30 protein-coding genes and 2 pseudogenes are annotated in these 26813 nt (G+C 66.2%); 18 read left to right on the top strand and 14 right to left on the bottom strand.

Annotated features, from left to right (window positions below; all coding sequences use genetic code 11):
• Positions 1–37: 37 nt before the first annotated feature.
• From AWC27_RS28385 to AWC27_RS28360, 6 genes are all read right to left on the bottom strand, one after another.
• Entirely contained in the window at positions 38–1204 is a 1167-nt protein-coding gene (locus tag AWC27_RS28385; RefSeq protein WP_085674087.1) for a glutathionylspermidine synthase family protein, read from the bottom strand.
• Complete coding sequence (locus tag AWC27_RS28380) at positions 1201–1884, bottom strand: hypothetical protein (protein WP_245847565.1); 684 nt, start codon at positions 1882–1884, stop codon at positions 1201–1203. Before AWC27_RS28380 ends, AWC27_RS28385 begins: the two co-directional genes overlap by 4 nt.
• 76 nt (positions 1885–1960) lie before the next feature.
• Positions 1961–2797, bottom strand: a complete 837-nt coding sequence (locus AWC27_RS28375; RefSeq protein WP_085674085.1) for a Cof-type HAD-IIB family hydrolase — start codon at positions 2795–2797, stop codon at positions 1961–1963.
• Positions 2790–3584 (bottom strand): lysophospholipid acyltransferase family protein, encoded by a 795-nt coding sequence (locus tag AWC27_RS28370; protein ID WP_085674083.1) that lies wholly within the window; start codon positions 3582–3584, stop codon positions 2790–2792. The genes AWC27_RS28375 and AWC27_RS28370 overlap by 8 nt, the downstream gene beginning before the upstream one ends.
• Before the next feature lie 20 nt (positions 3585–3604).
• The gene (locus AWC27_RS28365; protein ID WP_085674081.1) at positions 3605–4360 is read right to left on the bottom strand and encodes a lysophospholipid acyltransferase family protein; all 756 of its coding nucleotides are present in this window, start codon (positions 4358–4360) and stop codon (positions 3605–3607) included.
• Positions 4361–4363: 3 nt separating this feature from the next.
• Positions 4364–5143 (bottom strand): lysophospholipid acyltransferase family protein, encoded by a 780-nt coding sequence (locus tag AWC27_RS28360; protein WP_085674080.1) that lies wholly within the window; start codon positions 5141–5143, stop codon positions 4364–4366.
• A gap of 72 nt (positions 5144–5215) precedes the next feature.
• Here AWC27_RS28360 and AWC27_RS28355 point away from each other — a divergent pair, with 72 nt between their 5' ends.
• The 3 genes from AWC27_RS28355 to AWC27_RS28345 are packed head-to-tail and all read left to right on the top strand — an operon-like array spanning position 5216 to position 7882.
• The gene (locus AWC27_RS28355) at positions 5216–5950 is read left to right on the top strand and encodes a phosphotransferase (RefSeq protein WP_085674078.1); all 735 of its coding nucleotides are present in this window, start codon (positions 5216–5218) and stop codon (positions 5948–5950) included.
• Between the two features lie 37 nt (positions 5951–5987).
• The gene (locus AWC27_RS28350; RefSeq protein WP_085674076.1) at positions 5988–7547 is read left to right on the top strand and encodes an MBL fold metallo-hydrolase; all 1560 of its coding nucleotides are present in this window, start codon (positions 5988–5990) and stop codon (positions 7545–7547) included.
• Positions 7544–7882 (top strand): hypothetical protein, encoded by a 339-nt coding sequence (locus AWC27_RS28345; RefSeq protein ID WP_085674074.1) that lies wholly within the window; start codon positions 7544–7546, stop codon positions 7880–7882. Before AWC27_RS28350 ends, AWC27_RS28345 begins: the two co-directional genes overlap by 4 nt.
• A gap of 72 nt (positions 7883–7954) precedes the next feature.
• Here AWC27_RS28345 and AWC27_RS28340 read toward each other — a convergent pair whose 3' ends face one another.
• Both AWC27_RS28340 and AWC27_RS28335 read right to left on the bottom strand, forming a co-directional pair.
• The gene (locus tag AWC27_RS28340; protein WP_085674072.1) at positions 7955–9511 is read right to left on the bottom strand and encodes a phytoene desaturase family protein; all 1557 of its coding nucleotides are present in this window, start codon (positions 9509–9511) and stop codon (positions 7955–7957) included.
• A gap of 35 nt (positions 9512–9546) precedes the next feature.
• Positions 9547–10173, bottom strand: coding sequence for a TetR/AcrR family transcriptional regulator (locus AWC27_RS28335; RefSeq protein ID WP_085674070.1), 627 nt, complete (start codon positions 10171–10173; stop codon positions 9547–9549).
• A gap of 70 nt (positions 10174–10243) precedes the next feature.
• On the opposite strand from AWC27_RS28335, the gene AWC27_RS28330 reads away from it, so the two are divergent.
• Positions 10244–10723: a DUF2834 domain-containing protein gene (locus tag AWC27_RS28330; protein ID WP_085674068.1), complete on the top strand. Its 480-nt coding sequence runs from the start codon at positions 10244–10246 to the stop codon at positions 10721–10723.
• Here the strand turns inward: AWC27_RS28330 and AWC27_RS28325 are convergent.
• On the bottom strand, positions 10720–11295 hold the full coding sequence (locus AWC27_RS28325) for a class I SAM-dependent methyltransferase (protein WP_085674066.1): 576 nt from the start codon (positions 11293–11295) through the stop codon (positions 10720–10722). The two genes, AWC27_RS28330 and AWC27_RS28325, sit on opposite strands and share 4 nt — an antisense overlap.
• 56 nt (positions 11296–11351) lie before the next feature.
• Here AWC27_RS28325 and AWC27_RS28320 point away from each other — a divergent pair.
• Positions 11352–12192 (top strand): annotated as a pseudogene (locus AWC27_RS28320) (AraC family transcriptional regulator).
• Here AWC27_RS28320 and serS read toward each other — a convergent pair.
• Entirely contained in the window at positions 12189–13448 is a 1260-nt protein-coding gene (gene serS, locus AWC27_RS28315; protein WP_085674063.1) for a serine--tRNA ligase, read from the bottom strand. The pseudogene AWC27_RS28320 and the gene serS overlap by 4 nt on opposite strands.
• Before the next feature lie 109 nt (positions 13449–13557).
• On the opposite strand from serS, the gene AWC27_RS28310 reads away from it, so the two are divergent.
• From AWC27_RS28310 to AWC27_RS32505, 3 genes and pseudogenes are all read left to right on the top strand, one after another.
• Complete coding sequence (locus tag AWC27_RS28310) at positions 13558–14922, top strand: septum formation family protein (protein ID WP_139837280.1); 1365 nt, start codon at positions 13558–13560, stop codon at positions 14920–14922.
• 4 nt (positions 14923–14926) lie between these two features.
• Positions 14927–15346 (top strand): annotated as a pseudogene (locus AWC27_RS28305) (metallopeptidase family protein).
• Positions 15343–15555 (top strand): hypothetical protein, encoded by a 213-nt coding sequence (locus tag AWC27_RS32505; protein WP_085674057.1) that lies wholly within the window; start codon positions 15343–15345, stop codon positions 15553–15555. Before AWC27_RS28305 ends, AWC27_RS32505 begins: the two are co-directional and overlap by 4 nt.
• On the opposite strand, the gene AWC27_RS28295 is transcribed toward AWC27_RS32505, so the two are convergent.
• Together AWC27_RS28295 and pheA are read right to left on the bottom strand one after the other, a co-directional pair.
• Positions 15532–16221, bottom strand: a complete 690-nt coding sequence (locus AWC27_RS28295; RefSeq protein ID WP_085674055.1) for a histidine phosphatase family protein — start codon at positions 16219–16221, stop codon at positions 15532–15534. The genes AWC27_RS32505 and AWC27_RS28295 overlap by 24 nt on opposite strands.
• Positions 16218–17159, bottom strand: coding sequence for a prephenate dehydratase (gene pheA / locus AWC27_RS28290; RefSeq protein ID WP_139837279.1), 942 nt, complete (start codon positions 17157–17159; stop codon positions 16218–16220). Before pheA ends, AWC27_RS28295 begins: the two co-directional genes overlap by 4 nt.
• Positions 17160–17240: 81 nt before the next feature.
• Here pheA and AWC27_RS28285 point away from each other — a divergent pair, with 81 nt between their 5' ends.
• The 3 genes from AWC27_RS28285 to AWC27_RS28275 all read left to right on the top strand — a co-directional run bounded on the left by AWC27_RS28285 (position 17241) and on the right by AWC27_RS28275 (position 19924).
• Entirely contained in the window at positions 17241–18038 is a 798-nt protein-coding gene (locus AWC27_RS28285; RefSeq protein ID WP_276075338.1) for a DUF2470 domain-containing protein, read from the top strand.
• A gap of 29 nt (positions 18039–18067) precedes the next feature.
• Positions 18068–19264, top strand: a complete 1197-nt coding sequence (locus AWC27_RS31685) for an LCP family protein (RefSeq protein WP_085674051.1) — start codon at positions 18068–18070, stop codon at positions 19262–19264.
• Positions 19265–19378: 114 nt separating this feature from the next.
• Positions 19379–19924 carry a ferritin gene (locus tag AWC27_RS28275; protein ID WP_085674049.1) on the top strand — a complete coding sequence of 182 codons (546 nt, stop codon included), beginning with the start codon at positions 19379–19381 and terminating at the stop codon, positions 19922–19924.
• Positions 19925–19930: 6 nt separating this feature from the next.
• Here the strand turns inward: AWC27_RS28275 and AWC27_RS28270 are convergent, their stop codons facing one another.
• Both AWC27_RS28270 and AWC27_RS28265 read right to left on the bottom strand, forming a co-directional pair.
• A complete protein-coding gene (locus AWC27_RS28270) occupies positions 19931–20755 on the bottom strand; it encodes a glycerophosphodiester phosphodiesterase (RefSeq protein ID WP_085674244.1) in 825 nt (274 codons plus the stop codon).
• A 5-nt stretch (positions 20756–20760) separates the two neighbouring features.
• Positions 20761–21801 carry a DUF4328 domain-containing protein gene (locus AWC27_RS28265; protein WP_085674047.1) on the bottom strand — a complete coding sequence of 347 codons (1041 nt, stop codon included), beginning with the start codon at positions 21799–21801 and terminating at the stop codon, positions 20761–20763.
• Between the two features lie 506 nt (positions 21802–22307).
• On the opposite strand from AWC27_RS28265, the gene AWC27_RS31410 reads away from it, so the two are divergent.
• The 7 genes from AWC27_RS31410 to AWC27_RS28235 all read left to right on the top strand — a co-directional run bounded on the left by AWC27_RS31410 (position 22308) and on the right by AWC27_RS28235 (position 26762).
• Complete coding sequence (locus AWC27_RS31410) at positions 22308–22463, top strand: hypothetical protein (protein WP_169726885.1); 156 nt, start codon at positions 22308–22310, stop codon at positions 22461–22463.
• A 161-nt stretch (positions 22464–22624) separates the two neighbouring features.
• Positions 22625–23248: a superoxide dismutase gene (locus AWC27_RS28260; protein ID WP_085674046.1), complete on the top strand. Its 624-nt coding sequence runs from the start codon at positions 22625–22627 to the stop codon at positions 23246–23248.
• Positions 23249–23445: 197 nt separating this feature from the next.
• Positions 23446–23979, top strand: a complete 534-nt coding sequence (locus AWC27_RS28255) for a peptidase (protein ID WP_083115027.1) — start codon at positions 23446–23448, stop codon at positions 23977–23979.
• Between the two features lie 228 nt (positions 23980–24207).
• On the top strand, positions 24208–24915 hold the full coding sequence (locus AWC27_RS28250) for a TMEM165/GDT1 family protein (protein ID WP_085674044.1): 708 nt from the start codon (positions 24208–24210) through the stop codon (positions 24913–24915).
• 460 nt (positions 24916–25375) lie between these two features.
• Positions 25376–25774, top strand: a complete 399-nt coding sequence (locus AWC27_RS28245; protein ID WP_085674242.1) for a transcriptional regulator — start codon at positions 25376–25378, stop codon at positions 25772–25774.
• A 104-nt stretch (positions 25775–25878) separates the two neighbouring features.
• The gene (locus AWC27_RS28240) at positions 25879–26535 is read left to right on the top strand and encodes a DUF6474 family protein (protein WP_085674042.1); all 657 of its coding nucleotides are present in this window, start codon (positions 25879–25881) and stop codon (positions 26533–26535) included.
• Positions 26536–26537: 2 nt separating this feature from the next.
• Complete coding sequence (locus AWC27_RS28235; RefSeq protein WP_085674040.1) at positions 26538–26762, top strand: hypothetical protein; 225 nt, start codon at positions 26538–26540, stop codon at positions 26760–26762.
• The last annotated feature ends 51 nt before the right edge of the window (positions 26763–26813 follow it).

Here is a 26813-nt window from a genome sequence, read left to right as displayed (position 1 = left end):
GTGGAAGTCGTGTCGGTGGAAGTCGTGTCGGTGGAAGTCACTGCTGCGGGATCCGGTGTGGGACGAAGGCCGCGCCGTCGTCGGTGATCAGCCCGGCGGTTTCCCGGATGCCCAGGCCGGCCGACGAATCGCCGACGATCCACGCCCCCAGCGCCGGCCGCATGCCGTCGAATTCCGGTAGCGGATCGAGCAATTGGTAGACGAATCCCTCTTCGCCGTAGACCCCGCCGGTGGCCGTCTCCAACCCGGCACCCACGACGGTGACGTTGGCACCCTCGCGACCCAATTTGGGTTTGCGAACGTATTCGGTGAGCTCGTGCGGGTCATCGATGTAGGCCGGCAACAGGTTTGGATGACCCGGATACATCTCCCACAGCACGGCCAGGATTGCCTTATTGGATAGCAGCGTCTTCCACAGCGGCTCGATCCACATTGTCTGCGGCAGGCTGGACACCACATTCCGGCCGAACTGGTCGTCGAGCACCCACTCCCACGGGTGCAGCTTGAAGATCGCGTCGATCCGATCTTCTTCCAGATCGACGAACCGCTGCAGCGCGGAGTCCCAGCCGACGTCCTCGATCGTCAGGCCGATGGTCTCAAACCCCGCCTCGGCCGCGGTCTCCTGCATGTACGTCGTCGTAATCTGGTCCTCGCCAGTGGCTTCCACGCCCGACCAGGCGAAGTGCAGCTGATTGCTGGGCAGCAGATCGCCCACCACCTTCCACCGTTCGACCAGCTGCTCGTGCAGCGAATTCCACTGATCGTCGCCGGGGAACTTGTCTTTGAGCCAATACCATTGCAGGATCGCGGCTTCCAGCAATGTGGTGGGTGTATCGGCGTTGTACTCCAGCAGCACCGCGGGCCGTCGCCCGTCATAGCGAATGTCGAAGCGGCCGTATACATGCGGGTCACTGCGGCGCCACGATTCGGCGATGAAGGGCCAACTCCATTCGGGCAGACCGAAATCCGCGTACCGCTCCATCAAGACGACCTGTTCGACGGCGTTCAGGCACATCGAGTGCAGCAGCTCGACGTCGGCTTCGATGGCCAGGATCTCGTCCATCTCGAACTCGTAGTACACCGACTCGTCCCAGTACGGCCGGTCCGCGCCGCGGGCATCGCGCGCCGGTGTCCCGTACACCAATCCCTGCGATTCGACGATCGATTGCCAATTCGGCCGCGGCGCAATCCTGCCGCGTTTCACGAGCCGCCGCTCCCGCCGCCGCCCTTGCCGCCGCTGCCACCGAGGCCGCCGCGCGAAATCGTGGTACCCGACTTCGTCTTGACGGTCGCGCCCTTGGGTGCGGTGGTGGATCCGCCGATCGGCCGCGATCCGACGGACCCCGAGCTGCCGTAGTAATAGCGGTACTGATGGCCGCCGTAGAAGAAAAAGCCGTTGAGGCCCGCGGTGTGGCCGGTGCAATAGCTGTCCGGGACGATGACCGGCTGGCCGTTCGGATCCTCCTGAACGCACTGGGCGGTGACGGTGTCGGGCGTCAGCAGCCAATACCCGAGGCCGGCCACCAGACCCACTATCCCGACGCCGGCGGCGGCGCCCATCAGCACCCGCTTCTGCTTGCGGCGCTTGGCTTCTGCCTCCTGCCGGGCCTCTTCGAGCTCGCGCTGCTTGTCTTCGAATTTCTGGCGTGCGCGCAACTCGGCGGGGGTGGGCGGCCGTGGCTTGGTGGTCGCGGCGTCCTGATACTTGACGCTGCCGGGCCGCTTCTTGGGCGGCTCGCCCTGCTTGTCCTGCTCGTCCTGCTTGTCCTGCTCGTCCTGCTTGTCCTGCTCGTCCTCGAACACGGCCCGGGACTCGGGCTCGCCAGTACTCGGCTCGCCGTCCCCGGGCGCGCCGGTTACCGGTGGGTCTTCTTCGGAACCCACTAGCGGTCCTCCGGTCGGCTAAACGCAGGCACGCGGGCAGTGTCCCACATCGCGCTCCAGTCCGAGGCGCCTGAGGCTAAGACCACCACCGCTCCAGCACCCGCGCGACGCCGTCCTCGTTGTTGGGAGCGGTCACCTCATTGGCGGCAGCCACGGCGTCGGGATGGGCGTTGCCCATCGCGACGCCCAGCCCGGCCTGCAGCAGCATCGGCACGTCGTTGGGCATATCGCCGAATGCCACCACCTGCGCATCGGCGATCCCCAGCGGTCGGGCGATCTCCGCGACGCCGGTGGCTTTGCTGACGCCCCGGGGCACGATCTCCACCAGACCGTTGTTGGTGGAGTAGGTGAGATCGCCCTCGCTGTTGACGTATTTGGCCAGTTCGGCCGCCATGTCGGCGCTGCGGGAACCGGCGCTTCGGATCAGCAGTTTGATCGCCGGCGTGCTGAGCAGGTCTTCGATCGACACCTCGGTGTTGTCGGGGTTGAGCCAGGCGTGCTCGTAGCCAGGTGAGCTGACGAACTGCGGGGTCACCGTGTCGTGCGCGCGCTCGCCGATCCGCTCGACCGCCAGGCCCGCGTTCGGGATGACGCGCAGGGCAACCTGGGCCAGCCTGGCCAGGGCATCGACGCCCAGGGTGCGCGCCGACACCACCCGGTCGGTCGCGGGGTTGTAGATCACCGCGCCGTTGGCACACACCGCCATCGGTGCGAACCCGAGCGCCTCCACCACCGGCCGGATCCATCGCGGTGGCCGGCCGGTGGCCAGGATGAATTGCGCACCGCCGGCAACCGCTGCCCGGACCGCATCCCGGGTGCGCGGGGTGAGGCTCTCGTCGTCGTCGAACAAGGTGCCGTCGACATCGCATGCGATGAGGGCCGGCGGCGTTGGGCTGACGGTCGACTCAGTCACCGAGGCGTCGTCTGCCTTCCTCCGGGCGCCGTGCCGTCACGCCGTCGTATCCCTGCTTCTGCATCCGCTCGGCCAATTCGGCCAACCGGAACTCCTTCGACTCGTCCGGCGTCGGTGCGCCGCCGCCGAGCCGCCGCGGTACCCAGTACTCCCCTTCCGGATGCGGATACTCCTCCTGCACCCGGTAAAGCATCGTGTTCATGACTTGGCGCAGCGCACTGTTGAACTGCTCGACGTCGCCCTGCGGCCACATCGGCGTTCCAATCGCCACCGCGATCGGAATCTTGTTGCGGAACAGATTCTTTGGGTGGTCCTTCGGCCAGATCCGGTGCGCACCCCACACGATCATGGGAATGATCGGCACCCGGGCCTCCAGCGCCATCCGGGCCGCCCCGGTCTTGAACTCCCTTAGTTCGTAGCTGCGGCTGATGGTCGCCTCGGGGTGCAACCCTACGAGTTCGCCCTCCTTGAGCCGCTGCACGGCCACCGCGAAAGCCTCGGCTCCTACCGTGCGGTCCACCGGAATCAGCTGGGTGTGCTTGATGACGTAGTTGACCGCTTTCACGTCCTGCATTTCGGCCTTGATCATGAACCGCAGCCGCCGACGGCGTTCCTTGGCGGCGATCGAAGCGGGAATCCAGTCGACATAGCTGGTGTGGTTCAGCGCAATCAGAGCGCCACCGCGGGCGGGAATGTTCTCCAGGCCCCGGTAGGTGATCTTGTTCCCGTTCAGCGCGACTACCGACGGAACGAAGAATTCCATGAATCGGAAAAACGGCTCTGCCATCGTGTAGATACTCCTTCCGCCTACCCGGACTGATGCGGGTTCCGGTTCGCGGCTTTCGCCGCGGCGTCTTCAGCGTCCATTTGTGCTGCCTCGTCGAGCGTCGGTGCACCGCCACCGAGGCGCCGCGGCAGCCAGTGAGCCCCCGCGGGCTGGGGATAGTCCTGCTGCACCTTGTGCAGCAGCGTGGTCATCGTTTCGCGCAGCACCTCGTCGGTCGCCGCGATGTCCGCGGTGGCATGTATCGGCGGACCGGCCGCCACGACGACCGGTATCTTCTTGCGCCCCAGCTGTCTTGGATGGCCCTTTGTCCAGATCCGCTGGGAGCCCCACACAATCAACGGGACGATCGGGACGTCGGCCTCCACGGCCATCCGGGCGGCACCCGACTTGAACTCCTTCAACTCGAAGCTGCGGCTGATGGTGGCCTCCGGGTAGACGGCGACCACCTCGCCGTGGCGCAACGCCTCCACTGCGGCGGCATAGGCCCCGTGCCCGGAGCTTCGGTCTACCGGAATCGCTCCGTTCTGCTTGATCAAGAAGTTGACGATCTTCACCCTCTGCATCTCGGCTTTGATCATGAAGCGCAGCCGGCGCCGCCGCCGGTTCATCGCCAGTGCGGCCGGCAGCCAGTCGACGTAGCTGGTGTGGTTGATGGCGATCACGGCCCCGCCCTGCTCGGGGATGTTCTCCTCGCCGAGGTAGGAGATCTGGGTTCGGGTGGCCCGGACCAAGAGCTTGGCCAGGATCTCGCAGGCGCGGTAGGTGGGCTCGGCCATCGATCACTGCTCCGGCGCCCCGGCCGGGTGAGTACCTTGCGCGCGGCGGGCGGCCTTCTCGGCCGCCTCCTGGGCATCCATCCGGCTTGCCTCGGCCAGCGAAGGGGCACCACCACCGAGGCGGTGCGGCACCCAGAACTCACCCGCGGGATGCGGTCCGTACTGCTCTTGCGCCTGGATCAGCAAATGCTGCATCCGTGAGTGCAGCAGCCCGCTCAGCTCGGGCGTGGGCAGCGTCGGTTCGATCGGCTCGCCGACGACGATCGCGATCGGCACCTTCGGGCGAACGATCTTCTTGGGGTAGCCCTTGGTCCAGATTCGCTGCGCCCCCCACACGATGTGGGGAATGATCGGCACCCCGGCGTCGACGGCCATCCGGGCCGCTCCGGTCTTGAACTCCTTGATCTCGAAGCTGCGGCTGATCGTGGCCTCGGGGTACACCCCCACCAACTCACCGGCCTTCAGCATGGTCACCGCCGCGTCATAGGAGGCAGCGCCGCTTTGCCGGTCCACCGGGATATGTCGCAGGGACCGCATGATCGGGCCGGTGATCTTGTGGTCGAATACCTCCTGCTTGGCCATGAAGCGCACCTTGCGGCCCAGACCCTGCTTGTAGGCAGGCAAACCGCCGAAGGTGAAGTCCAGATAGCCGGTGTGGTTGATGGCGACGACGCCACCGCCGCTGGCCGGAATGTTCTCCACACCGGTCACGGTGATCCGCAATCCCTGTATGCGCCACATCAAGCGGGCAAGCTGAATGACCGTCCCGTATACCGGTTCCACAGCTATTTAGCCTAGTGCTCCCAGCTGCCAGTTTGCTGGAGTGGTTAAAAACCCCGGCCAGAAAGGTGAGCAGTGACTTTCCCACCGTCACCGCCCGAGGTGCCCGCGGTCGTGCGGCGGCTTGCCGGCGCCAGACCCGTGCACGCCGTCTGGATCAACGAGCTGGGCGGCGTCACCTTCCGGGTCGACTCGGGGGCCGAGTACATCAAGGTGGCCAGCGCAGGCTCGGCCGACTTCGCCGACGAGGCACGCCGCCTGCGCTGGGCGGCGCAGTACCTGACGGTGCCGGAGGTGCTCGACGTCGGCGCCGACCGCGATTGGACGTGGCTGCGGACTCGTGGCCTGGCCGGGCTCTGTGCGGTGCACCCGCGGTGGACGGCGGCACCGCAGCTGGCGGTGCCGGCGATCGGTGCGGGGTTGCGCGCCCTGCACGACCGGCTGCCGGTGCAGTCGTGCCCGTTCGACTGGTCGGTGCCGAGCCGGCTGGCGCTGTTGACCACGGCCCAGCGCGCCGGTCTGGACGAGCCACCGCCGGTCGACCGACTGGTGGTCTGCCACGGCGACCCGTGCTCACCCAACACCCTGATCGGCGATGACGGGCGCTGTTGCGGACATGTCGACTTCGGCGATCTCGGCGTGGCCGATCGGTGGGCCGACCTGGCGGTGGCCACATTGTCGTTGAGCTGGAACTACCCTGGCCGAAGCTGGGAAGCGGAGTTCTTCGCGGCCTACGGTGTGGATCCGGATCCATCGCGCATCGACTACTACCGGCGGCTGTGGCAAGCCGAAGATGTGGACTCAAGCTAAGCTCGAGACCACTCGAACTGACTCTTGAAAGGTATATGTGCAGGTCACAAGCGTCGGCCACGCCGGCTTTCTGATCCAGACCCAGGCGGGCAGCATACTGTGTGACCCCTGGGTCAACCCGGCCTACTTCGCATCCTGGTTCCCGTTTCCCGACAACAGCACGCTGGACTGGAACGCCTTGGGGCGCTGCGACTATCTGTACGTCTCGCACCTGCACAAGGACCACTTCGACGCCAAGCTGCTCGATGCGCACGTCAATAAGGACGCGGTGGTTCTGCTGCCCGACTTTCCGGTACCGGATCTGCGAAATGAATTGGAGAAGTTAGGGTTTCACCGATTCTTCGAGACCACCGACTCGGTCAAGCACCGGCTGTCAAGCCCGCGCGGCGAGCTGGACATCATGATCGTCGCGCTGCGCGCCCCCGCCGACGGCCCGATCGGCGACTCGGCACTGGTCGTTTCCGACGGCCAGACAACGGCTTTCAACATGAACGACGCCCGGCCGGTCGATCTGGACATGCTGGCGTCGGAGTTCGGTCACATCGACGTCCACATGCTGCAGTACTCGGGCGCGATCTGGTATCCGATGGTCTACGACATGCCGGAGCGCGCCAAGGAGGCGTTCGGCACCCAGAAGCGACAGCGAGGGATGGACCGCGCCCGCCAGTACATCGCCCAGGTGGGGGCGACCTGGGTAGTGCCGTCGGCCGGGCCGCCGTGCTTTCTGGACGCCGAACTGCGTCACCTCAATGACGACCGCAGCGACCCGGCCAACATCTTCCCCGATCAGATGGTGTTCCTGGACCAGATGCGCACCCACGGCCACGACCGCGGGTTGCTGATGATTCCCGGGTCGACCGCCGATTTCACCGGCTCCGAACTGAATTCGCTACAGCACCCGATGTCCGTCGATCAGGCCGAGGCGATCTTCACCACCGGTAAGGCCGACTACATCGCCGAGTACGCCGAGCGGATGGCCCCGGTACTGGCCGCGGAGAAGGCCACCTGGGCCCCCGCCACCGGTGAGCCGCTGCTGGAGCCGCTGCGCGCGCTGTTCGAGCCGATCATGCTGCAGAGCAACGAGATCTGCGACGGCATCGGGTATCCGGTCGAACTGGTGATGGGCCCGGAGACGGTTATCCTGGACTTCCCGAAACGTTCGGTGCGAGAACGCATTCCCGACGAGAAGGTACGCTACGGGTTCGCCGTCGCGCCGGAGCTGGTGCGCACCGTGCTGCGCGATCACGAGCCGGACTGGGTCAACACCGTCTTCCTGTCCACCCGGTTCACGGCGTGGCGGGTAGGCGGATACAACGAATATCTGTACACGTTCTTCAAGTGCCTGACCGACGAACGAATCGCCTACGCCGACGGCTGGTTCGCCGAAACCCATGACGACTCCGCATCGATCACGCTGGACGGCTGGGAGATTCAGCGCCGCTGCCCGCACCTGAAGGCCGACCTGTCGAAATTCGGTGTGGTGGAAGGCAACACGTTGACCTGCAACCTGCATGGGTGGCAGTGGCGGCTGGACGACGGCCGGTGCCTCACCACCCGAGGACATCAACTACGGAGTTCGCGGGGTTCGGACACATGATGCAGTTTTACGACGACGGCGTGATCCAGCTCGATCGCCAAGCGATCACGTTGCGGCGCTATCACTTTCCGTCCGGCACGTCGAAGGTCATCGCACTCGACCAGGTCCAGGGCTACCAGGCCGAGTCGCTGGGGCTGATCATGGCCCGGTTCAACATCTGGGGCAGTCCAGACCTCGACCTTCGGCGCTGGTTGCCGCTGGACGTGTACCGTCCACTCAAGTCGACGCTGATCACCCTCGACGTGCCCGGCCTGCGACCGGTGCCCGCGTGTACCCCGGCGCGTCCGCACGATTTCATCGCGCTGCTCGACGATCTGCTCGCCAAGCGCGATTAGACCCGCGCCGAGCGTGCACTGGCTGTCAAATCCAGCGCGTTTTTTCGCGCTGAGCACACACTCGGCGAAGGGCTAGCGGTCTTGCAGCGCCGCCAGGCCGGCGTTGTAGCCGGGTATGAAGGTGATGCCGGGCCCGCCATGGCATCCCGCGCTGCCCAGATACAGGCCTTGAATCGGAATCGGCTGGCCGATATAGCCTTTCGGGCCGGGCCGATTCTGCCCGATCTGATCCGAGTGCAACAGCCCGTGACAGTAGTCGCCGCCGGGAGCACCGAACATCACGCCCATGTGCTTCGGGGTGAAGGTGGTGTGCCGGATGATGCTTTTCTCGAAGTTGGGGGCCAGGCGGGTGATCTTGTCGATAACCCGTTGTCCCATCTCGACTTTCGCCTCGCCATAATCTGCGCCGCCTTCGATCGGGAACCACAGCGCGAACGCCGACGCGGCGTGCTTGCCCGGCGGAGCCAGGTCCGGGTCGTGCACCGACGGGATCTGCAACACCACCGTCGGATCGGCCGGCACGATCCCGCGCCGGCAGTCCTCCCACTGCTGCTGGACTTCCTCGGGCGTGCAGAAGATGCCGATCGACGCCTGCATGCTCGGGTCGTTGAGGGCCTCGTACGGCGCGGCGAACTCCGGGGCTTCCTCCAGCGCGAAGTGCATCTGCAGGTAGCTGCCGCGGTGGTCGATGCGCGCATAGCGGTCCCGGATTTCAGACGGCAGCGCCGCGGGATCGATCAGGTCATTGAGCGTGGCGTCCGGCGCGATCGCCGAGACGACGACCGGGGCGCTCAGGGTGTCACCGGCTTCGGTGCGCACCCCGGTCACCCGGCCATCGGCGACGAGGATCTCGGTCACCTTGGTCCGCAGCCTGATTTCGCCGCCGCTGCTTTCCAGCAGTTGGGCCAGATGGGCGGTAAGCGCGCCGATGCCGCCACGCAGCTTCTTCATCTGCACGAAATCGCCCTCGGGCATGCCCAGCCCGAAGGCGAGCGCGGCGGCACTGCCCGGCGTCGCCGGCCCGCGGTACAGGGTGTTGACCGCCAGCACGGTCATCGAACCCCGCAGCGCGCCGTGCTTCTCACGGTCGGGAAAGTAGCGGTCCAGGACGTCGGTGACCGAGCCGAACAGCATGTCGTCGATCGCAGCGCGCTCGAATTCATTTGTGGCGCAGGCATACATCTCGTCGAAGGTCTTCGGCAGCGTGGCGGCCTCGAACCTGCCCAGCGCCCGGGTCGGCGCTTGGCTCCACGCCAGTAGCCCCGCCATACCAGTGACGGCGTCGGCCCCGTGCACCTCGTTGAGGTGGCCGAACATCTTCATCGGGTCGGTGTACTGGACCAGCGGGACGTCGCCGACGCCACGCAGCGCCACCGCCATCACGTCCAGGTCGACGGTCGGCAGGGTGTCCAGGCCCAGCTCGTTGATTACCTCCGCGGACGTCGGGAACTGCACCGAACCGGCGATCTCGAACCGATAGCCGTCGAACAGCTCCACAGTCGAGGCCATACCGCCGGCGTACAGCTTGCCGTCCAGGCACAGGGTTCGCAGTCCCGCCCGCTGCAACAGCACCGCCGCGGTCAACCCGTTGTGTCCGGCACCTATGACGATCGCGTCGTAATCGGCCATGTTCGGAGGCTGGCACGAGCCCAAAGTTTTGTCAATTATGACGAAACTTGGTGGCTCACCCAGCTGTCGCTGATGCCGGCCCGCAGCGACTCCAGCGCCACGTGCGACATCCTGGCCAGCTCACCGAGTGATCGGTCGTCGCCGACCATCCAGGCCTCCATGGCACCGAACACCGCGGCCGCGATGCAGCGGCCGATCACTGTGGTGCGCAGTCGCGCATCCGGCGCGGGGTTGGCCGCGCAGCTACGCTTGTGCAGTTGTGCCTCGATAGCTTCGGCGAGGTCGGCCTGCACGTCGCGGATATGGCGGACGATGCGGCCCTGGTCGAGCTCGCCACCCCGTAACGCGGCGATTTTGGTCACGGCCTCAACGTCATAGGGGAAGGCGAAGATAGCCGCCTGCACCGAATCGATGACGGGCTCGTCGGCAGGCCTGGCATCCAGCGCCGCGCGAAACCAGTGCAGCCCGGTGTAGTCGGCAAACAACAGATCGTGCTTGGAGCCGAAGTGGCGATAGAAGGTACGCAGCGAAACGCCGGCGTCGGCGGCGATCTGTTCGGCCGAGGTGTCCTCAACCCCCTGGGCCAGAAATCGCACCAGCGCAGCTTGTCGCAATGCCTCCCGGGTGCGTTCACTGCGCACCGTCTGAGCCGGCCGGACCATGGCAGTTAAGGTACCAGCACAAGTTCTGTCACTATTGACAAAACTTTAAGCAGCGAGCCAAACTGCGGCCATGGTCTCCATCATCGTCCACTTTCTGCTCGGGCTGGCTTGCATCGGATGGATCATCGCGTCCAACCCGAAGGTCTACGCCAAGCCGGCCAACGGGCCGTGGCTATCGCCGCTGGAATGCGTGTTTTACGCTGCCGGCATCGCGTCGATCGCGCTGGGCTACTACTTCAACATCCACTTCGTGCTCGACGCGCACGGGCAAGGCAACATCATCTCGGGCCCCGCCAGCTACCCGAATTTCATCAAGGGGCAGTTCGCCACCCCGGCGTGCGGCTCGGGTAACCAGGACTACATGATCGCCAATGTCATTCTGATGCCGGTGTTCACCATCATCGACGGCTACCGGCGTGGTTTGCGGCGTCCGTGGCTGTTCTTTCTGTCCAGCTTTTTCACCAGCTTCGCTTTCCCGTTTGCCTTCTACTTCGCGACCATCGAGCGGCAACGCCGCCACGAACAATCCCGCCAGGCGATAAACGCTTAAACGGCACCGGGTTTGGTGGCCCGCCAGCGCTGTCGGCCGCCTGCCACATCGATGTGGACGTCGGTGAACCCTGCGCTTCGAAGCCGGCCAGGCAGGTCCTTCGGGGCAATCGGGTTGTAGGTGTCGGCGATGTGGATCAGCCGAAACGGCAGTGTCGGCACACCGTCGCTGCCGGCGAAAACGCCGCCCGGTTGCAGCACTCGAAACGCCTCGGCGAACAGTTGGTCCTGCAGCTCGGTGCTGGGCACATGGTGCAGCATCGTGAAGCACACCACCGAGGAGAAGTGGCGGTCGGGCAGTCCGGTGTTGGCGCCGTCGCCGTGGATGATGTGTGCCCGCTCGCCGTACAACCGGTCCAAGCGGTCGGCCATTGAGCTGTCGACCTCGACGGCGGTAAGCGAGTCGGTCCGGCCCAGGAGTGCCTGTAATGTCGCGCCGTAGCCGGGGCCGATTTCCAGTGTGCGCGAGCCTAATTCGACGTGACGTAAGGACCAGGGCAACAGTTGGTCGGCCACCATGGTGGCCCATCCCGCCGAGCTGCACCGGCGGCGGTGGAGGAGATTCATACTCATACCGCAGAAGACTAGGCGGCTACCGTCGCGGCAGGCTTCCGATATTCTGCCTCATTATGTCGGAAAACAGCCACCATGGGCGAGCGACCTCTTCGCAGGCGCTCGCGCCGGGCGCGCGGATCGAACGGCACCGACATCCGCTACACCAGATCGTCTATCCGTCGGCGGGTGCGGTGTCGGTAACCACTCCCGCGGGAACCTGGATCACGCCGGCCAATCGAGCGATCTGGATACCGGCGGGCTATTGGCACGAACACAAGTTCCACGGCCACACCCAATTCCATGGCGTGGCACTGGATCCGGGGCGCTACCGAGCGGGACCCACCGCACCGGCGGTCCTTGCGATCACACCCTTGATGCGCGAATTGATCGTCGCGTGTTCGCAAACCGATGGAACCGACACCGACGAGCATCACCGGATGCTGGCCGTGCTGCACGATCAATTGCGAACAACCAGCATCCGCGAGTCGTTCTGGATTCCCACTCCGGCCGATAGCCGGCTACGCCAAGCGTGCGCATTGATCGCCGACAACCTGACCGAGCCGTTGACCTTGCAACAGATCGGCAATCGAATCGGCGTCAGCCAGCGCACGCTGAGCCGGCTGTTCAGCGACGAGATGGCGATGACGTTCCCGCAATGGCGGACTCAGCTGCGCCTGCAACACGCGCTGATGCTGCTCGCCGAGCGACGCGACGTCACTTCGGTGGCCGCGCAATGCGGCTGGTCCAGCCCGAGCGCCTTCATCGACACCTACCGGCGCGCCTTCGGACACACGCCGGGTCACGCCGCTGCCCGATGGTGACCCGCTTCGCCCGCTCCGCCGCGCTCGCGATCGCCACGGCCCGATGGTGACGACCCGCTTCGCCCGGCTCCGCCGCGCTCGCGATCGCCACTAACCAACCGGCTCCAGCACCTCGGCACCGACGAACGGAACCAGCGCACTGGGAACCCTGACACTGCCGTCGGGCTGCTGGTGGTTCTCCAGGATCGCAACCAGCCAGCGGGTGGTGCCCAGCGTGCCATTCAGCGTGGCCGCGATCTGCGGTTTGCCTGCCGTGTCCCGGTAGCGCGTCGACAGGCGGCGCGCCTGAAACGTGGTGCAGTTCGAGGTCGAGGTCAGCTCGCGGTAGGCGCCCTGCGTCGGAACCCAGGCTTCGCAGTCGAACTTGCGCGCGGCCGAGGAGCCCAGGTCGCCCGCGGCCACGTCGATCACCCGATACGGCACCTCGATGCGGGCCAGCATCTCGCGCTGCCAGCCCAGCAGCCGCTGGTGCTCGGCTTCAGCGTCACCAGGCTGGCAATAGATGAAGGCCTCGACCTTGTCGAACTGGTGCACCCGGATGATGCCGCGGGTGTCCTTGCCGTAGCTGCCGGCTTCGCGCCGGAAACATGACGACCAGCCCGCGTAGCGCAGCGGCCCATTGGACAGGTCGAGGATCTCGTCGGAGTGATATCCGGCCAGCGGAACCTCGGAGGTGCCCACCAGATAGAGGTCGTCGCCCTCCACCCGGTACACCTCGTCGGCGTGGGCACCCAGAAATCCGGTGCCGGCCATGATTTCGGGACGCACCAGCACCGGCGGAATCATCGGCGTAAAGCCGTTGTCGACGGCCACCCCCAGCGCCAGCTGCAGCAGCCCCAGCTGCAGTAGCGCGCCCCGTCCGGTCAGAAAGTAGAACCGCGAGCCGGATACCTTCGCGCCGCGCGTCATGTCGATCAAACCCAGCGACTCGCCGAGTTCCAGATGGTCCTTCGGGTGATCCAGCGCAGCGGGCTCACCGACGACGTCGAGCACCGCGTAGTCGTCCTCGCCACCGGCGGGGACCCCGTCGATCACCACGTTGGAGATCGCCATGTGTGCCGCGGTAAGCGCCGCCTCCGCTTCGGCCTGGCCCGCTTCGGCGGCCTTCACCTGCTCGGCGAGGTCCTTGGCCCGCGCCAGCAACGCCGGTCGCTGCTCGGCAGACGCGGCGCCCACGCTCTTACTGGCGGTCTTCTGCTCGGCGCGCAGCGTGTCGGCCGAGGAGATCGCGGCGCGGCGGGCGGCGTCAGCCGTCAACAGCGCATCGACCAACGCCGGGTCTTCGCCACGGCTGAGTTGAGAACGGCGGACGGCGTCGGGGTCTTCCCGGAGCAGCTTCAGGTCGATCACGGGCGCCAGACTACTTTTTGACGGCGCCGTCACGGCACAGCACCCGTACCGGGTCTCACATCGGCAACATTTGTAACGCCCCTGTGTAGGGCCTGTCAGAATGGAGCGGATGTTGGATGCGCCCGAGACGGAACTGCTACCGGCCGACCCCGAAACCGACGGGGCAGCACAGCCGGCGCGCAAGCTGAGGTGGCCGCGCGGCCTACAGGCCTCGGCGACCCGGCGCGGGCTGCTGCTAACCGCCCTGGGTGGCCTATTGATCGCCGGGCTGGTGACGGCGTTGCCCACCGTCGGCACCGGACCGGGCCGGCTGGCCGGCTACATCGACAGCAATCCGGTGCCCAGTACCGGCGCCAAGAGCAACGCCGCCTTCAACCGCGCCACCAGTGGCAACTGCCTGAACTGGCCGGATGGCACCCCGGAGTCGGCGACCATCGTCAACTGCAGTGACGACCACCGCTTCGAAGTCGCCGAATCCATCGACATGCGGACCTTCCCCGGCTCGGAGTATGGCCCCAACGCCGCCCCGCCCTCGCCGGCGCGCATCCAGCAGATCAGCCAGGAGCAGTGCGATCCCGCTGTACGCCGCTACCTGGGACCCAAGTTCGATCCGAACAGCAAGTTCACCGTCAGCATGCTGTGGTCGGGCGACCGCGCTTGGCGCCAGGCCGGCGAACGCCGCATGCTGTGCGGCCTGCAGCTGCCCGGCCCGAACAACCAGCAGCTCGCGTTCAAGGGCAAGGTCGCCGACATCGACCAGTCCAAGGTGTGGCCGGCGGGCACCTGCCTGGGTATCGACCCGACCACCAATCAACCGGTCGACGTGCCCGTCGACTGCGCGGCGCCGCACGCCATGGAGGTAACCGGCACGGTCAACCTGGCCGAGAAGTTCCCCAACGCCCTGCCTGCCGAACAGGAACAGGACGGGTTCATCAAGGACGCCTGCACCCGGATGACGGACGCGTACCTGGCGCCGCTGAAGCTGCGGACCACCACGCTGACCCTGATCTACCCCACACTTTCGCTGCCCAGCTGGTCGGCCGGCAGCCGCGAAGTCGCCTGCAGCATCGGCGCGACCCTCGGCAACGGCGGCTGGGCCACGCTGGTCGGCAGCGCCAAGGGCCAGCTGCTGATCAATGGCCAGCCGCCCGTCCCCCCGCCGGACATCCCCGAAGAGCGGCTGACCCTGCCGCCGATTCCGGTCCAGTTGCCTCCGCAGGTGCCCCAGGCCCCGGCACAGCAGGTCCCCACGACTCCCCCGGGCAACCAGCACCTGCCCAACCAGCAGCCGGTGGTCACGCCGTCGCGGGCGCCGGCAGCCCCGGCCTCCCAGGCGCCCACGGCCACCCAACCGCCGGCGGAGAACCCGCCGCCAGCGGACGGCGGCGCCGGCGCCCCCGCGCCAGCGCCTGCGCCAGCGCCTGCGCCGGCGCCAGAAGGACAGGCACCCGCCGAGCCGGCGCCCGCGGGCTAACGCGGTGGCCGTTGGGATGGACCCGCAGCGATTCGACGAGCTGGTCTCCGATGCACTCGACCTGATCCCGCCCCAGCTGGCCGCCGCGATGGACAACGTTGTCGTGCTGGTCGCCGACCGCCATCCCGAAGACGACGACCTGCTCGGCCTCTATGAGGGTGTGGCGTTGACCGAGCGCGATTCCGACTACGCCGGGGCGTTGCCGGACGCCATCACCATCTATCGCGACGCCTTGCTGGACGTCTGTGAATCCGATGACGAGGTGGTCGATCAGGTGGCGATCACCGTGGTCCATGAGATCGCCCACCACTTCGGGATCGACGACGACAGGCTAGACGAACTGGGCTGGGGCTGATTTTGGGCCGGCGGCAACAGGCGCGGCATCCCGCATTTGTCGGGGACTAATGCTATGAACGGCATATGAATACCCCCTGCCGCGACTGCCGGGCAGGCTTAGATCACTGCCACGGCACCATCATTCGCCACATCGAGGGACGTCCTGAGTGCACCGAGGCGGATTGCGTCGCCCCGGAGTTGTTCGCGCACACCTTCGTCATCGACTGCAATGCCATCGGCTGCAGGTGCGCCGACGCTGAAGAGGCCCGGTGGTCAGCCCATCGGGTCGGTGCCTGAGGCCACCGCGTCCGGCACCGGGGTTGCCCCCGGTTCGGGGTAGAACGGCGGCGTGCGGGCGCCCCACCGCACACAACTCCATCGCCCATCGGTGATCGGGCTCAGCACCACCGACTCGGCATTTTCCAGGTGGTTGTCCAGGACAAAGCTGCTGTCCACCCCGGCCAGCACCGCCGACGCAAGGCGGATCGCCGCGCCATGGCTGACCACCACGATGTCGCCGTCCCAGTCGTCGTTGTCCAGGTATCGCAGCCGCAGGTCGGTGAGCACTGGGACGTAACGGTCCAGGACCTCGTTGGCCGTCTCGCCGCCGGGCAGCGGTACGTCCAGCTCACCGCGATGCCAGCGCTCGTAGATGGCGTTGAATTCGGCGACCGCCTCGTCGTCGCTGCGGTTCTCCAGCTCGCCGACCTGTACCTCGTGGATGCCGGCGAATTCGATGGGCGGCAGATCGAGCTCAGCGGCTATCACCGCGGCGGTCTGCGAAGCCCTGGTGGCCACCGAGTGCGCCAGCATGGCCGGCCGGCTGTAACAGCCCTGCGCGAAGGCTCGGGCCTGATCGTGACCCAACGGGGTCAACGCCGCCCCCGGCGGCAACGTGTCCAATCGCCGCTCGACATTTCCATACGACTGGCCGTGCCTCAGCAATACCAAACGACCGCTCATTCCCCCGTCTCCGTAACTCGCTTTCCGTCCCGCAACCCCGCCAGCCAGTGCAAAGCCTCGTCCGGCGGCGGCGGCTCCAGGCCACCAGCTTGTCCGGTCGGCCAGGAACCCAGGTATCTCACATCGGCACAACGACGGTGCAGCGCCATGAGTGCCTCGGCTACGGCGTAGTCGTCGATGTGACCGATGCAGTCGACGAAGAACATGTAAGTGCCCAATTCGGTACGGGTGGGCCGCGATTCGATCCGGGTGAGATCGATGCCGCGCATACCGAACTCGGTGAGCGCATCCAGCAGGGCGCCGGGCACGTTGTCGATGCGCAATATCGCCGAAGTGCGATCGGCCCCGGTGCGCGCCGGCGGCGGCGCCGGCAAGCCGATCAGGACGAAGCGGGTGCGCGCGCTGGACTCGTCTACAACACCTTCGGCCAGGGCGGCAAGCGCATAATGCGCGGCGGCCAGCGGCGAAGTCACCGCGGCATCGACATGACCGTCGGCGACCTGACGCGCGGCGTCGGCATTGGAATAGGCCGGGTGCAACTCGGCGCCGGGCAGATTGGCCATGAGCCAGCGCCGCACCTGTGCGGCGGCCACCGGGAAGGCCGCGACCGAGCGCACGTCGCCGGCGCTGCGGCCGGCCCGGACGACGATGCTGAAGGCCACGTCCAGTGTCGTCTCCGCGAACACTTGCAGCGGAGCGCCAATGGCCAGGCTGTCCAGAGTCGGCGCCAGGGAGCCGTCGATCGAGTTCTCGATCGGCACGCACGCATAGTCCGCCGTCCCATCCCGGACGGCGTCCAGCGCCGCCGGCGTGCTCTCCACCGGCACTCGGTCCAGGTTCACCGGATCATGCGCCGGCACCAGTCTGGCGGCCGTCATTTCGAGCAGCGCCGCCTCGGTGAACGTTCCTGCCGGACCGAGGTAAGCGATGCGGGCCACGCTGACAACCCTAACGGCGCGGCGGCGATCGGTCCTTGCCACGCCCATCGATCTAAGTTAACTTAGGCTTACCTAATCACGATGGAGGTAATTGTGCTGCCGGTCACAAATCCGACGCCGACGACCGCAGAGCGCATCCGCAGTGCCTGCGCCCGGGCGGGCGGGGCCCTCTTGGCGGTGGAGGGCGCGGAGCCGATAGCCACGCCTCTGCACCACTTGCTCTACGACGGGACGTTTGCCGTGGTGGTCCCGGCCGAGCGCGGCGAGGCAATGGGGTGCGGGTCGCAGGCGGTGCTGGAGCTGACCGACTACGCGCCGCTGCCGGTGCGAGAGCCGGTCCGCTCGCTGGTGTGGGTGCGCGGCAGGTTGCACCGAATCCCCACGGAAGCGGTGACCACACTGCTCGACCTGATCGCGACCGAGGATCCCAATCCTGTTCTGCTGCAAGTCGAGACGCCGAGGTCCAGCCCGCCCGACGAGGAGGACGGCGCGCGGTACACACTGCTGCGGTTGGAGATCGCGTCGGTGGTGGTGACCGACGCGACCGGCGCAGAGCCGGTCACCGTCGATGATCTGCTTACGGCCCGGCCCGATCCGTTCTGCGAGATCGAGTCGACGTTGCTGTGGCACCTGGCCACCAGGCACAACGATGTCGTGGCGCGGCTGGTGTCCCGGCTGCCGGCGGCGTTGCGACGCGGACAGGTCCGGCCCCTTGGTCTCGACCGGTACGGCGTGCGCTTCCGCGTCGAGGGCAACGACGGCGACCGCGACATCCGGCTGCCGTTTCACAAGCCCGTCGACGACATGAACGGACTCGGCCAAGCCATCCGGGTGCTGATGGGATGCCCGTTCGTCAACGGCCTGCGCGCCCGCAAGTAACCGGCCGCCCGGGCACGTACGTTATCCGGGTGAACGACGAGTCACCGGATTTTCGGCGACCAAGACGACCGATCCCACCTGGCCCGGAACCCTCCCAGGTGATTCGCCGCGAGACCACACCGCCGCCGGCGCCCGAGGAGACAGTGCCGCGGCGGGCCCTGCGTTCCCGCACGCCGCCGGCAATTCCCCCGCCACCGCCTGCTTCAGCGCCACGCCAGGTTATGCCGCCGCCACGTCCGGTTGTCCCGAAGAAGCGCCGCAAGCGCCGCTGGGGGCGGATCCTGGCGCTGAGTCTGCTGATCGTCGTTCTCTTGATCAGCGCCGGCATCCTCGGTGAGGCGCTGTGGCTGGACACCTCTTTGCGCCGCCAGCCGGTGCTCACCGACTATGCCGATCGGCCGGCATCGGGCCGAGGCACGAATTGGCTGCTGGTCGGCTCCGATAGCCGCCAGGGCCTGACCGCTGAACAGCAACAGGAACTAGCCACCGGTGGCGACATCGGCGACGGTCGCACCGACACCATCCTGCTGGTTCATCTACCGGGTTTTGGTTCCAGCACCCCACCGACATTGGTGTCGATCCCCCGCGATTCCTATGTGCCGATACCCGGCCATGGCCGCGACAAGATCAACGCCGCGTTTGCCATGGGCGGCGCGCCGTTGCTTGCGCAGACGGTCGAGCAGGCTACCGGCCTACGCCTGGATCACTACGCCGAGGTGGGTTTCAGCGGTTTCGCCGTCCTGGTCGACGCGCTGGGCGGGGTGACCGTGTGCCCGTCGGAGCCGATCAGCGACCCGCTCGCCGGTATCGATCTGCCCGCCGGCTGCCAGCAGCTGGATGGCCGCGGTGCGCTGGGATTCGTCCGGACGCGGGCCACACCGCGGGCAGACCTGGACCGGATGATCAACCAACGCCAGCTCATGTCGGCGCTACTGCACCGCGCCGCGAGCCCGGCGGTGTGGCTCAATCCGTGGCGCTGGTACACCGTGCCGCGGGCGGCCGCCGGGGCATTGACCGTCGACCAGGGTGGCCATGCCTGGGATTTGGCGCGCCTCGGCTGGGCCTTGCACGGGCACCCGGTCTCGATGACCGTGCCCATCGGAGAGTTCACCGAAAGCGACTCCGGATCGGTCGTGGTGTGGAACCGCGACGCGGCCCGCGAGTTGTTCGAAGCGCTGAATTCCGATAACCCGGTGCCAACCGCCGCGCTCGACGGGCAGCAATAAATTACTTAGGGAAACCTCGGCTAATTTGTCGGCGCCGGGTTGTTAGGAAACGCTTTCCTGACTAAGTCATACCTTCGTTGCAGACCTGCCTCTACCTGGGCTAGCCTGCGTTTCATGACTGAATACGACGGACCTAAAACAAAATTTCACGCCCTAATTCAAGAACAAATATTCAATGAATTCACCGCGGCTCAACAATATGTTGCGATAGCAGTTTATTTCGATGGCGAAGATCTGCCACAGTTAGCGAAACACTTTTACGGTCAGGCGGTCGAGGAAAGAAATCACGCGATGATGCTCGTGCAGCATCTGCTCGACCGCGGTGTGCGGGTCGAAATTCCCGGCGTCGACCCGGTGCGCAACCAATTCGACCAGCCCCGCGATGCGCTCGCGCTGGCCCTGGACCAGGAACGCACGGTAACCGAACAAGTGAGCCGGCTGGCCGCGGTGGCCCGCGATGAGAATGACTTCCTCGGCGAGCAATTCATGCAGTGGTTCCTGCAGGAGCAGGTCGAAGAGGTGGCGCTGATGTCCACCCTGGTGCGCGTCGCCGATCGGGCCGGGTCCAACCTGTTCGAGCTGGAGAACTTCGTGGCTCGCGAGGTGGGCAAGGCACCGGCCGGCTCCGGCGCGCCGCATGCGGCCGGCGGGCAGCTGTAAACGGGATCAGCCGCTGCTCTCGTCCGCGCGCGCGTTTTCCAGCCAGGCCTTGGTGCGGCCGGGGTGGTTAGTGGCGATCCACGCCACCCCGACCTCGCGGCAGAAGTCGATGTCTTCGTATTCGTCGACATCCCAGCAATACACCGCCCGGCCCTGGGCAGCGGCGCGGTCGACGAGTTGTGGATACTCGCGCAACGCCGGCATCCAGGGCCCGACCGCGGTGGCCCCGACCGCCGTCGCCGCCGTGCTGGCCAGGTAACGGGCGTTCTTGCCCAGCAGCACCGTGGGCAGCAGCGGCGCAGCCCGCCGGATCCGCCACACCGCGGCCGCCGAGAAGGACATGACGACCGCCCGGGACAGGCCGGCGGACGCCGGCGCGGCGATGCCGTAGCGGTGCAGCAGTGCCAGCAGCTTGCTTTCCACCAGCGAGCCGTACCGGACCGGGTGCTTGGTCTCGATGAAGATCTTCACCGGCCGGTGCCAATCCAGGACCAGCGAAACCAGCGCATCCAACGTCAGCAGACTGGTGTCGCCGTGAGCGCCGTCCGGACGCCAGCTGTCGTGCCACGCCCCGTATTCCAGCTCACTCAGTTGCGCCAGCGTCATCGTGCTGACCAAACCGGCGCCCGTCGAGGTCCGGTCCAGGCGGCGGTCGTGCACGCAAACCAGATGGCCGTCGCGCGTCAGCCGCACATCGCATTCCACACCGTCGGCGCCCTCCTTGAGGGCTAGGTCGTAGGCGGCCAGCGTATGTTCCGGTCGCGCGGCCGAGGCCCCGCGGTGAGCAACCACAAACGGATGCCCGGTGAGCACCTCGTCGGCCGGCGTCATGTTCACTATGCTGCCGGTTCCTGCCCCTCCAGCTCAACCGCACGGGCAGATGCCGGGGCTGGCCGGTCGTCGGGAACCACAAGCCACCGATGGGCCGGGCGTTCGACCGGTTTGAGCTCGAAGCCCTCGAAAACCCGCGTGACGGCGGCGACGGTAGCCGCCGCGCACAGGTACGCCAGCACCATCGTGACGGTGTTGTTGGCGATCCCCTGGGCGTCGGAAACCCAGCTGGTCGCGATGGCGAAGATCGAGATCGCGTTGCTCAGAACCCACACCAGCCACCACACGACGATCGGTCGCTGCAGCCGGCGGTGGTGGTCCTCGATGCTCGCCAGCTCGATGACGTACACCGGCGCCCAGAGCAGGTTGGCCAGCGGCACCAGGCAGCCGGCCCACAACGAGCGCACGGAACGCGGCTCGGGCAGGCCGGCGTGGTGCAAAGCGGCGGCCCGCCGCGCGATCAGCCACTGGATCAGCAGCACAGCGCTGGCGCCCACCGCCACCAGCGCCGCCACACTGACCAGGTATCCCAGCCAGACCGACGCGCCGGCCACCCACGAAGGCAGCAAGATGTTGCGGTTGATGATCAGCAGCACATACCGGACCACGAACACCAGTGCCGCCGCGGACAGCGTCAGCAGGGTGGCGAACAACATGGTGCGTACCGTCACGGCCGATGGACCTGATTTCGGGGGTGCGGCCAGCGCCGCCGCCTGCCCGGCCTGGTCGACGCGATCGCCTAGGCCCCACCGGGGAATGACGGCATACCGCGGAGTGGGTCCACGCGAGCGTCGCCCCGAGCGCAGTGGCGGCGCGGCGCCGGGCCGCACGGCTATCCAGCGAAACCCCGGTGGCAGTCGTGGTGCGGTGATCCGCACTGCAGGAACCGTCGGCTGCTGCGGGGCAGCCGGAGTGCGCCAGCGCGGATCGGCCTGGGGCATGTCGGCCAGGGGGGCCATCAGCGCGCCGCGGCAGCGCGGACACCACTGGCGCTGCCGTTCGCGCACGTTCCACCGAGTGCCGCACTGGGAGCACACCTGGATCACCGCACCAGCCTAACCGGGGCGACGATGCGCCGGCGCCCCACGGCATCGAGTAACACCAGCCACGCCAACACCACGACGAGTCGGCGCACCCAACGCGCAAGTGCGGTACCACAACAGCAGTCCCTGTCGGCGGAGCGCTTTTTGCCGAGTCGGCGCAGGCGGCCTCCGGCGAACCAGCGCGGGGCCGCACAGCTACTTCGGCTATCCACAGTTTCCACAGCTTTATCCACAACACGCTGAGCGGACTTCGCATCGTTGGCACCCGTATCTATCGGCCCGGTTAGACCGCGACTGTGGATAACGATGCGATCACGACACCTGTCAATCGACAGCCTCGCGGGTACTCCGAGCGAAATGGATTGTCGCGCTAAGCAACCCATTTTGGCCCGCCCTCATGCGAGATTCCGTTCGGTTTCCCAACCTCGCGACTTGGCGATATGATCTGCGGCACTAGACTTCATTGTGACTCACCTCACTGAGGTGAATGTGCAGGCGAAAGGCACCTCATGGCCACGCATTCGTACGGTCCGGGGTCGACGAGACCGTCGGACCCGGGTTCCGGTTCGCCTGCGTGGAACCACGCCTACGTGATCGCCGCCTTGCGTGCCGCACTGATCGCACTGGCGCTGTTGGCGGTTCTCGCCGTAATCGCGTTGTCTTGAAACCGGGCCGACGGGGTACTCGCGGCCGGTCACCCATCGTGGTCGTCCTTGCGGCGCGCGCAGTCATGGAGCAGGGTTGAAGACGGCAGCCCCGCCGCGCGGCGTAAGCCGCGGGAGAGACGCGTCCGACTACCACCAACGTTCACCAAGGAAGGAATGCCGTGGCTGAATACACCCTGCCCGATCTGGACTGGGACTATGGAGCACTGGAACCGCACATTTCCGGCCAGATCAACGAGCTTCACCACAGCAAGCACCACGCCACCTACGTCAAGGGCGCCAATGACGCTGTCGCCAAACTCGAGGAGGCGCGCGCTCAGGAGGACTTTTCGTCGATCTTGCTGAGCGAAAAGAACCTGGCGTTCAACTTGGCCGGCCACGTCAATCACACCATCTGGTGGAAGAATCTGTCTCCCAACGGTGGTGACAAGCCAACGGGCGAGCTGGCCGCGGCCATCGATGACGCGTTCGGTTCATTCGACACGTTCCGTGCGCAGTTCCACGCCGCCGCCACCACCGTGCAGGGTTCGGGCTGGGCGGCACTGGGATGGGACACACTGGGTAACAAGCTGCTGATCTTCCAGGTCTACGACCACCAGACCAACTTCCCCCTCGGCATCGTTCCGTTACTGCTGCTCGACATGTGGGAACACGCCTTCTATCTGCAGTACAAGAATGTCAAGGTGGATTTCGCCAAAGCATTCTGGAATGTCGTCAACTGGGCCGATGTGCAATCGCGTTACGAGGCCGCGACCTCGAAAACCCAGGGGCTCATTTTCGGCTGACTCCCCGACATCAGGGCAAGGGCGCCGTGCGAGATCGCGCGGCGCCCTTGCGTTTAACCGGGTGTTTCTCCGGGCATTTTGTGAATACGAACACCAGTAGCCGTGTCGAGTTGCAAGGCGCCGAAACCGCGCGCATGCTTAATCATTCGCGTTACCAGTGTCGGTATTTCGGACGGAGGCATTCGCGGAGGAGCGAGATGGATACAGCATCAAGTGGGCCTATAGGTGTCGCTCCATTTCATGCTCGTGGTGCGCTTAAAGGGTTTGTCATCTCCGGAAGATGGCCCGATTCCACCAAAGAGTGGGCCCAGCTTTTAATGGTCGCGGTCCGCGTCGCCTCGTTACCGGGATTGCTCTCCACCACAACCGTTTTCGGTGCTCGCGAGGAGCTGCCCGACGAACCCGAGCCGGGCACCGTCGGCCTGGTCCTGGCCGAGGGCACGGTCTTCGGCGAAACCGCAATCAAGCCAGGATATTTCGCCGAACACCAGCCTCCGGCATTGCTGATGCTGCACCCGCCCTCCGAGACGATGCCGTCGCTGCCGGAATGCACCGGCGCCGCCTCCGGGTGTGTCCTGCTGCCGGGACTGCCCTACCTGGGCTTGGAGCACCGGGCCGCGTGGGTCGAAGCCGAAGCCGACGGCACCATCACGTCGATGGTGAGCCGGGTCGGCGTGGACCCGATCAGCCATCCCGACACCGCGATTCTGGCGATGCTGCTTGCCGCATAAGGAAATTCAAACCGATTGATACGGCTACCCGAACTTCGCGGGTTTCTGGCGCACACCCGATACGGCCGCTAGCCTGGTGTCGTTAGCGAAGGGGAGTAGCCCCCAATCGTCGTGTCGACATACTGGCGAAAGCCCGGCCGGCGAACCGTTTATTCGAACGGTGGGTGAGACCTTCGACCGATGTTCGGCGATTGACGTCGTCGAATACGTGTCGAAAGGTCGTCCCATATGCTCGCCGCCACACTCTTGAGCCTCGGAGTGGTATTCCTGGCCGAACTCGGCGACAGGTCCCAATTGCTCACGATGACTTACGCGCTGCGCTACCGCTGGTGGGTGGTGCTGACCGGGGTGGCGATCGCCTCGGTCACCGTGCACGGGGTTTCGGTTGCGATCGGACACTTTCTAGGCACCGCCCTGCCGGCCCGGCCGATGGCGTTTGTATCCGCCTTCGCTTTTCTTATCTTCGCGCTCTGGACGTGGCGCGAGGGGGCAGCGGCCGACGAGAACGTCTCGGCTCCCCGCCAACCCCGATTCGCGCTGCTCACCGTGGTTTCCTCGTTCATGCTGGCCGAGCTCAGCGACAAGACGACGTTGGCGACGGTCACCCTGGCCAGCGATCACGACTGGGTCGGCGTGTGGGTGGGCACCACCTTGGGCATGATCCTGGCCGACGGGCTCGCCATCGCAGCCGGACTGCTGCTGCACCAGCGGCTCCCCGAGCACCTGCTGCATGTCCTGGCCAGCTTGCTGTTCCTGGAATTCGGGCTGTGGATGCTGTTCGACAACGCGCTGGGGTGGCGTTGGGTTGCCGTCGCGGTGACCGCCGCGGTCGCACTGGCCACGATCGCAGCTGCCGTCTCGGTCAAGGTGGCGCAAACTCGCCGCGGCCGGCGCGCGGCGGTATTCGCCGCCGGAAGATCACCGAATGCCACCTGAGCGGTGACCGGTGGCGGCCGAACCTTCTGGGTTCGCCGAGCGGCGTCCCCGGAGCCGTCCCGGTGAGCTTCGAAGCGCGCCGCAGGTCATCAGAGATCGGCCGAGCAAAGGCAGACAGCAAAGGAGTCTGCTGACGAATCGGCGCCGTCGGCTGGTTGCCCGAGGTCGTGTGCGTGCGACCTGCACAGGCCACCGCGGTGTTTCAGCGGTGACCGCCAGGGCCCGTCGTCGCGCGCGTTCTCGACGTGTATTCTGCGGATAACCTGTGAAATCCGTTCATTTTGTGGACACCTAGCCGAATCGTTTGGATGCTCGTCGGAGGGGTCTCGACCGTCCGCCCGGCACGCGGGTACCAAATCCGGGTAGGTTTGCACTTGGTTGGCGACATAACTGTCGCTACCATGATCAGCAAATACAACTAGACAAGTGTTCGCGCTACCGCCCAGTGGAGGTCATATCGATGAGCACGACGTTCGCTGCTCGCCTTAACCGCCTGTTTGACACGGTGTATCCACCAGGGAGAGGGCCGCACACCTCCGCGGAGGTCATCGCGGCACTCAAGGCGGAAGGCATCACGATGTCGGCTCCCTACCTGTCGCAGCTACGCTCCGGCAACCGTACGAACCCCTCCACAGCGACCATGGCCGCCCTTGCCAACTTCTTCCGGATCAAGCCCGCCTACTTCACCGACGACGACTACTACGAAAAACTCGACAAGGAACTGCAGTGGCTGGCCACCAGCCGTGAGGACAGCATCCGCCGCATAGCGGTCCGGGCCCAGGGATTGTCCGCCCAGGCACAGCAGGAAGTCGTGGACCGGATCGATGAGTTGCGCCGCGCAGAGCGGCTCGACGCCTAATCCCATCCACGCCCCATCTGCCGGGGGTCGGCCCGCTCCGATTAGGGTTGGCCCAGCGCTCGCGCACACGCGATAGTCCACGAGATACCGGGAGGCGGCCGGCAATGGGCCTGTTCCGCAAGCGAAAGAGCCGCGCGACCCGTCGCGCCGAGGCCCGGGCTCTCAAGACCCGCGCCAAGCTCGAAGCCAAGCTGTCGGCCAAGAACGAGGCGCGCCGCTTCAAGGCCGCCCAAAAGGCCCAGGACAAGGCCCTCAAGGCGGAACTCAAAGCGCAACGCGACAGCGATCGCGCTGCAGTGAAGGTCGCCGAGACTGAACTCAAGGCGGTGCGTGAAGGTAAGTTGTTATCCCCCACTCGAATTCGCCGCGCGCTGACGGTCTCACGGCTGCTCGCGCCGATATTGACGCCGGTGATATACCGCGCGGCTATCGCCGCCCGGGGGATGATGGATCAGCGTCGCGCCGACCAACTCGGCATCCCGCTGGCTCAGGTCGGCCAGTTCTCCGGACACGGCGCGCGACTGTCGGCCCGGATCGCCGGATGCGAGCAGTCGCTGCGGACGGTGCAAGAAAAGAAGCCCAAGGACGCCGAGACCAAACAATTCGTGGCGGCGGTCAGCGATCGGCTCGCCGATCTATCGGCGGCTATCACCGCCGCAGAGCACATGCCGGCCGCTCGGCGCCGCACCGCTCACGCGGCGATCTCGTCCCAATTGGACGGTGTCGAGGCCGACCTGATGGCCCGTCTGGGGCTGAGCTGACGATGAGGCGCTCACTACCGATCGTGTGGCTGGCCGTGGTACTGACCGCCCTGACGATGACGGCCACCGTGACCGCGCAGCCGGTGTGGGCCCGCGGCGCTACAACCCCCGGTGTCGTAGCCGCGCCCCCGAACGAGGGCGACGATGTCCCGGTCTGGCCGTTCGCACTGGGCACGATCATCGCGGTCGGCGCGGGTGCCCTGTGGGCCATGCGGCGCAAGCCTTAGCGCAGCCGGCTGGGCTGGCATGATGGGACCCGATTGTTCACCGACCTAGTA

It is taken from the genome of Mycobacterium szulgai (assembly GCF_002116635.1).
GTDB classification, from domain to species: Bacteria; Actinomycetota; Actinomycetes; order Mycobacteriales; family Mycobacteriaceae; genus Mycobacterium; species Mycobacterium szulgai.
The sequence above is the reverse complement of the archived record's forward strand: the minus strand, read 5'-3'. Positions and strand labels throughout refer to the sequence as shown.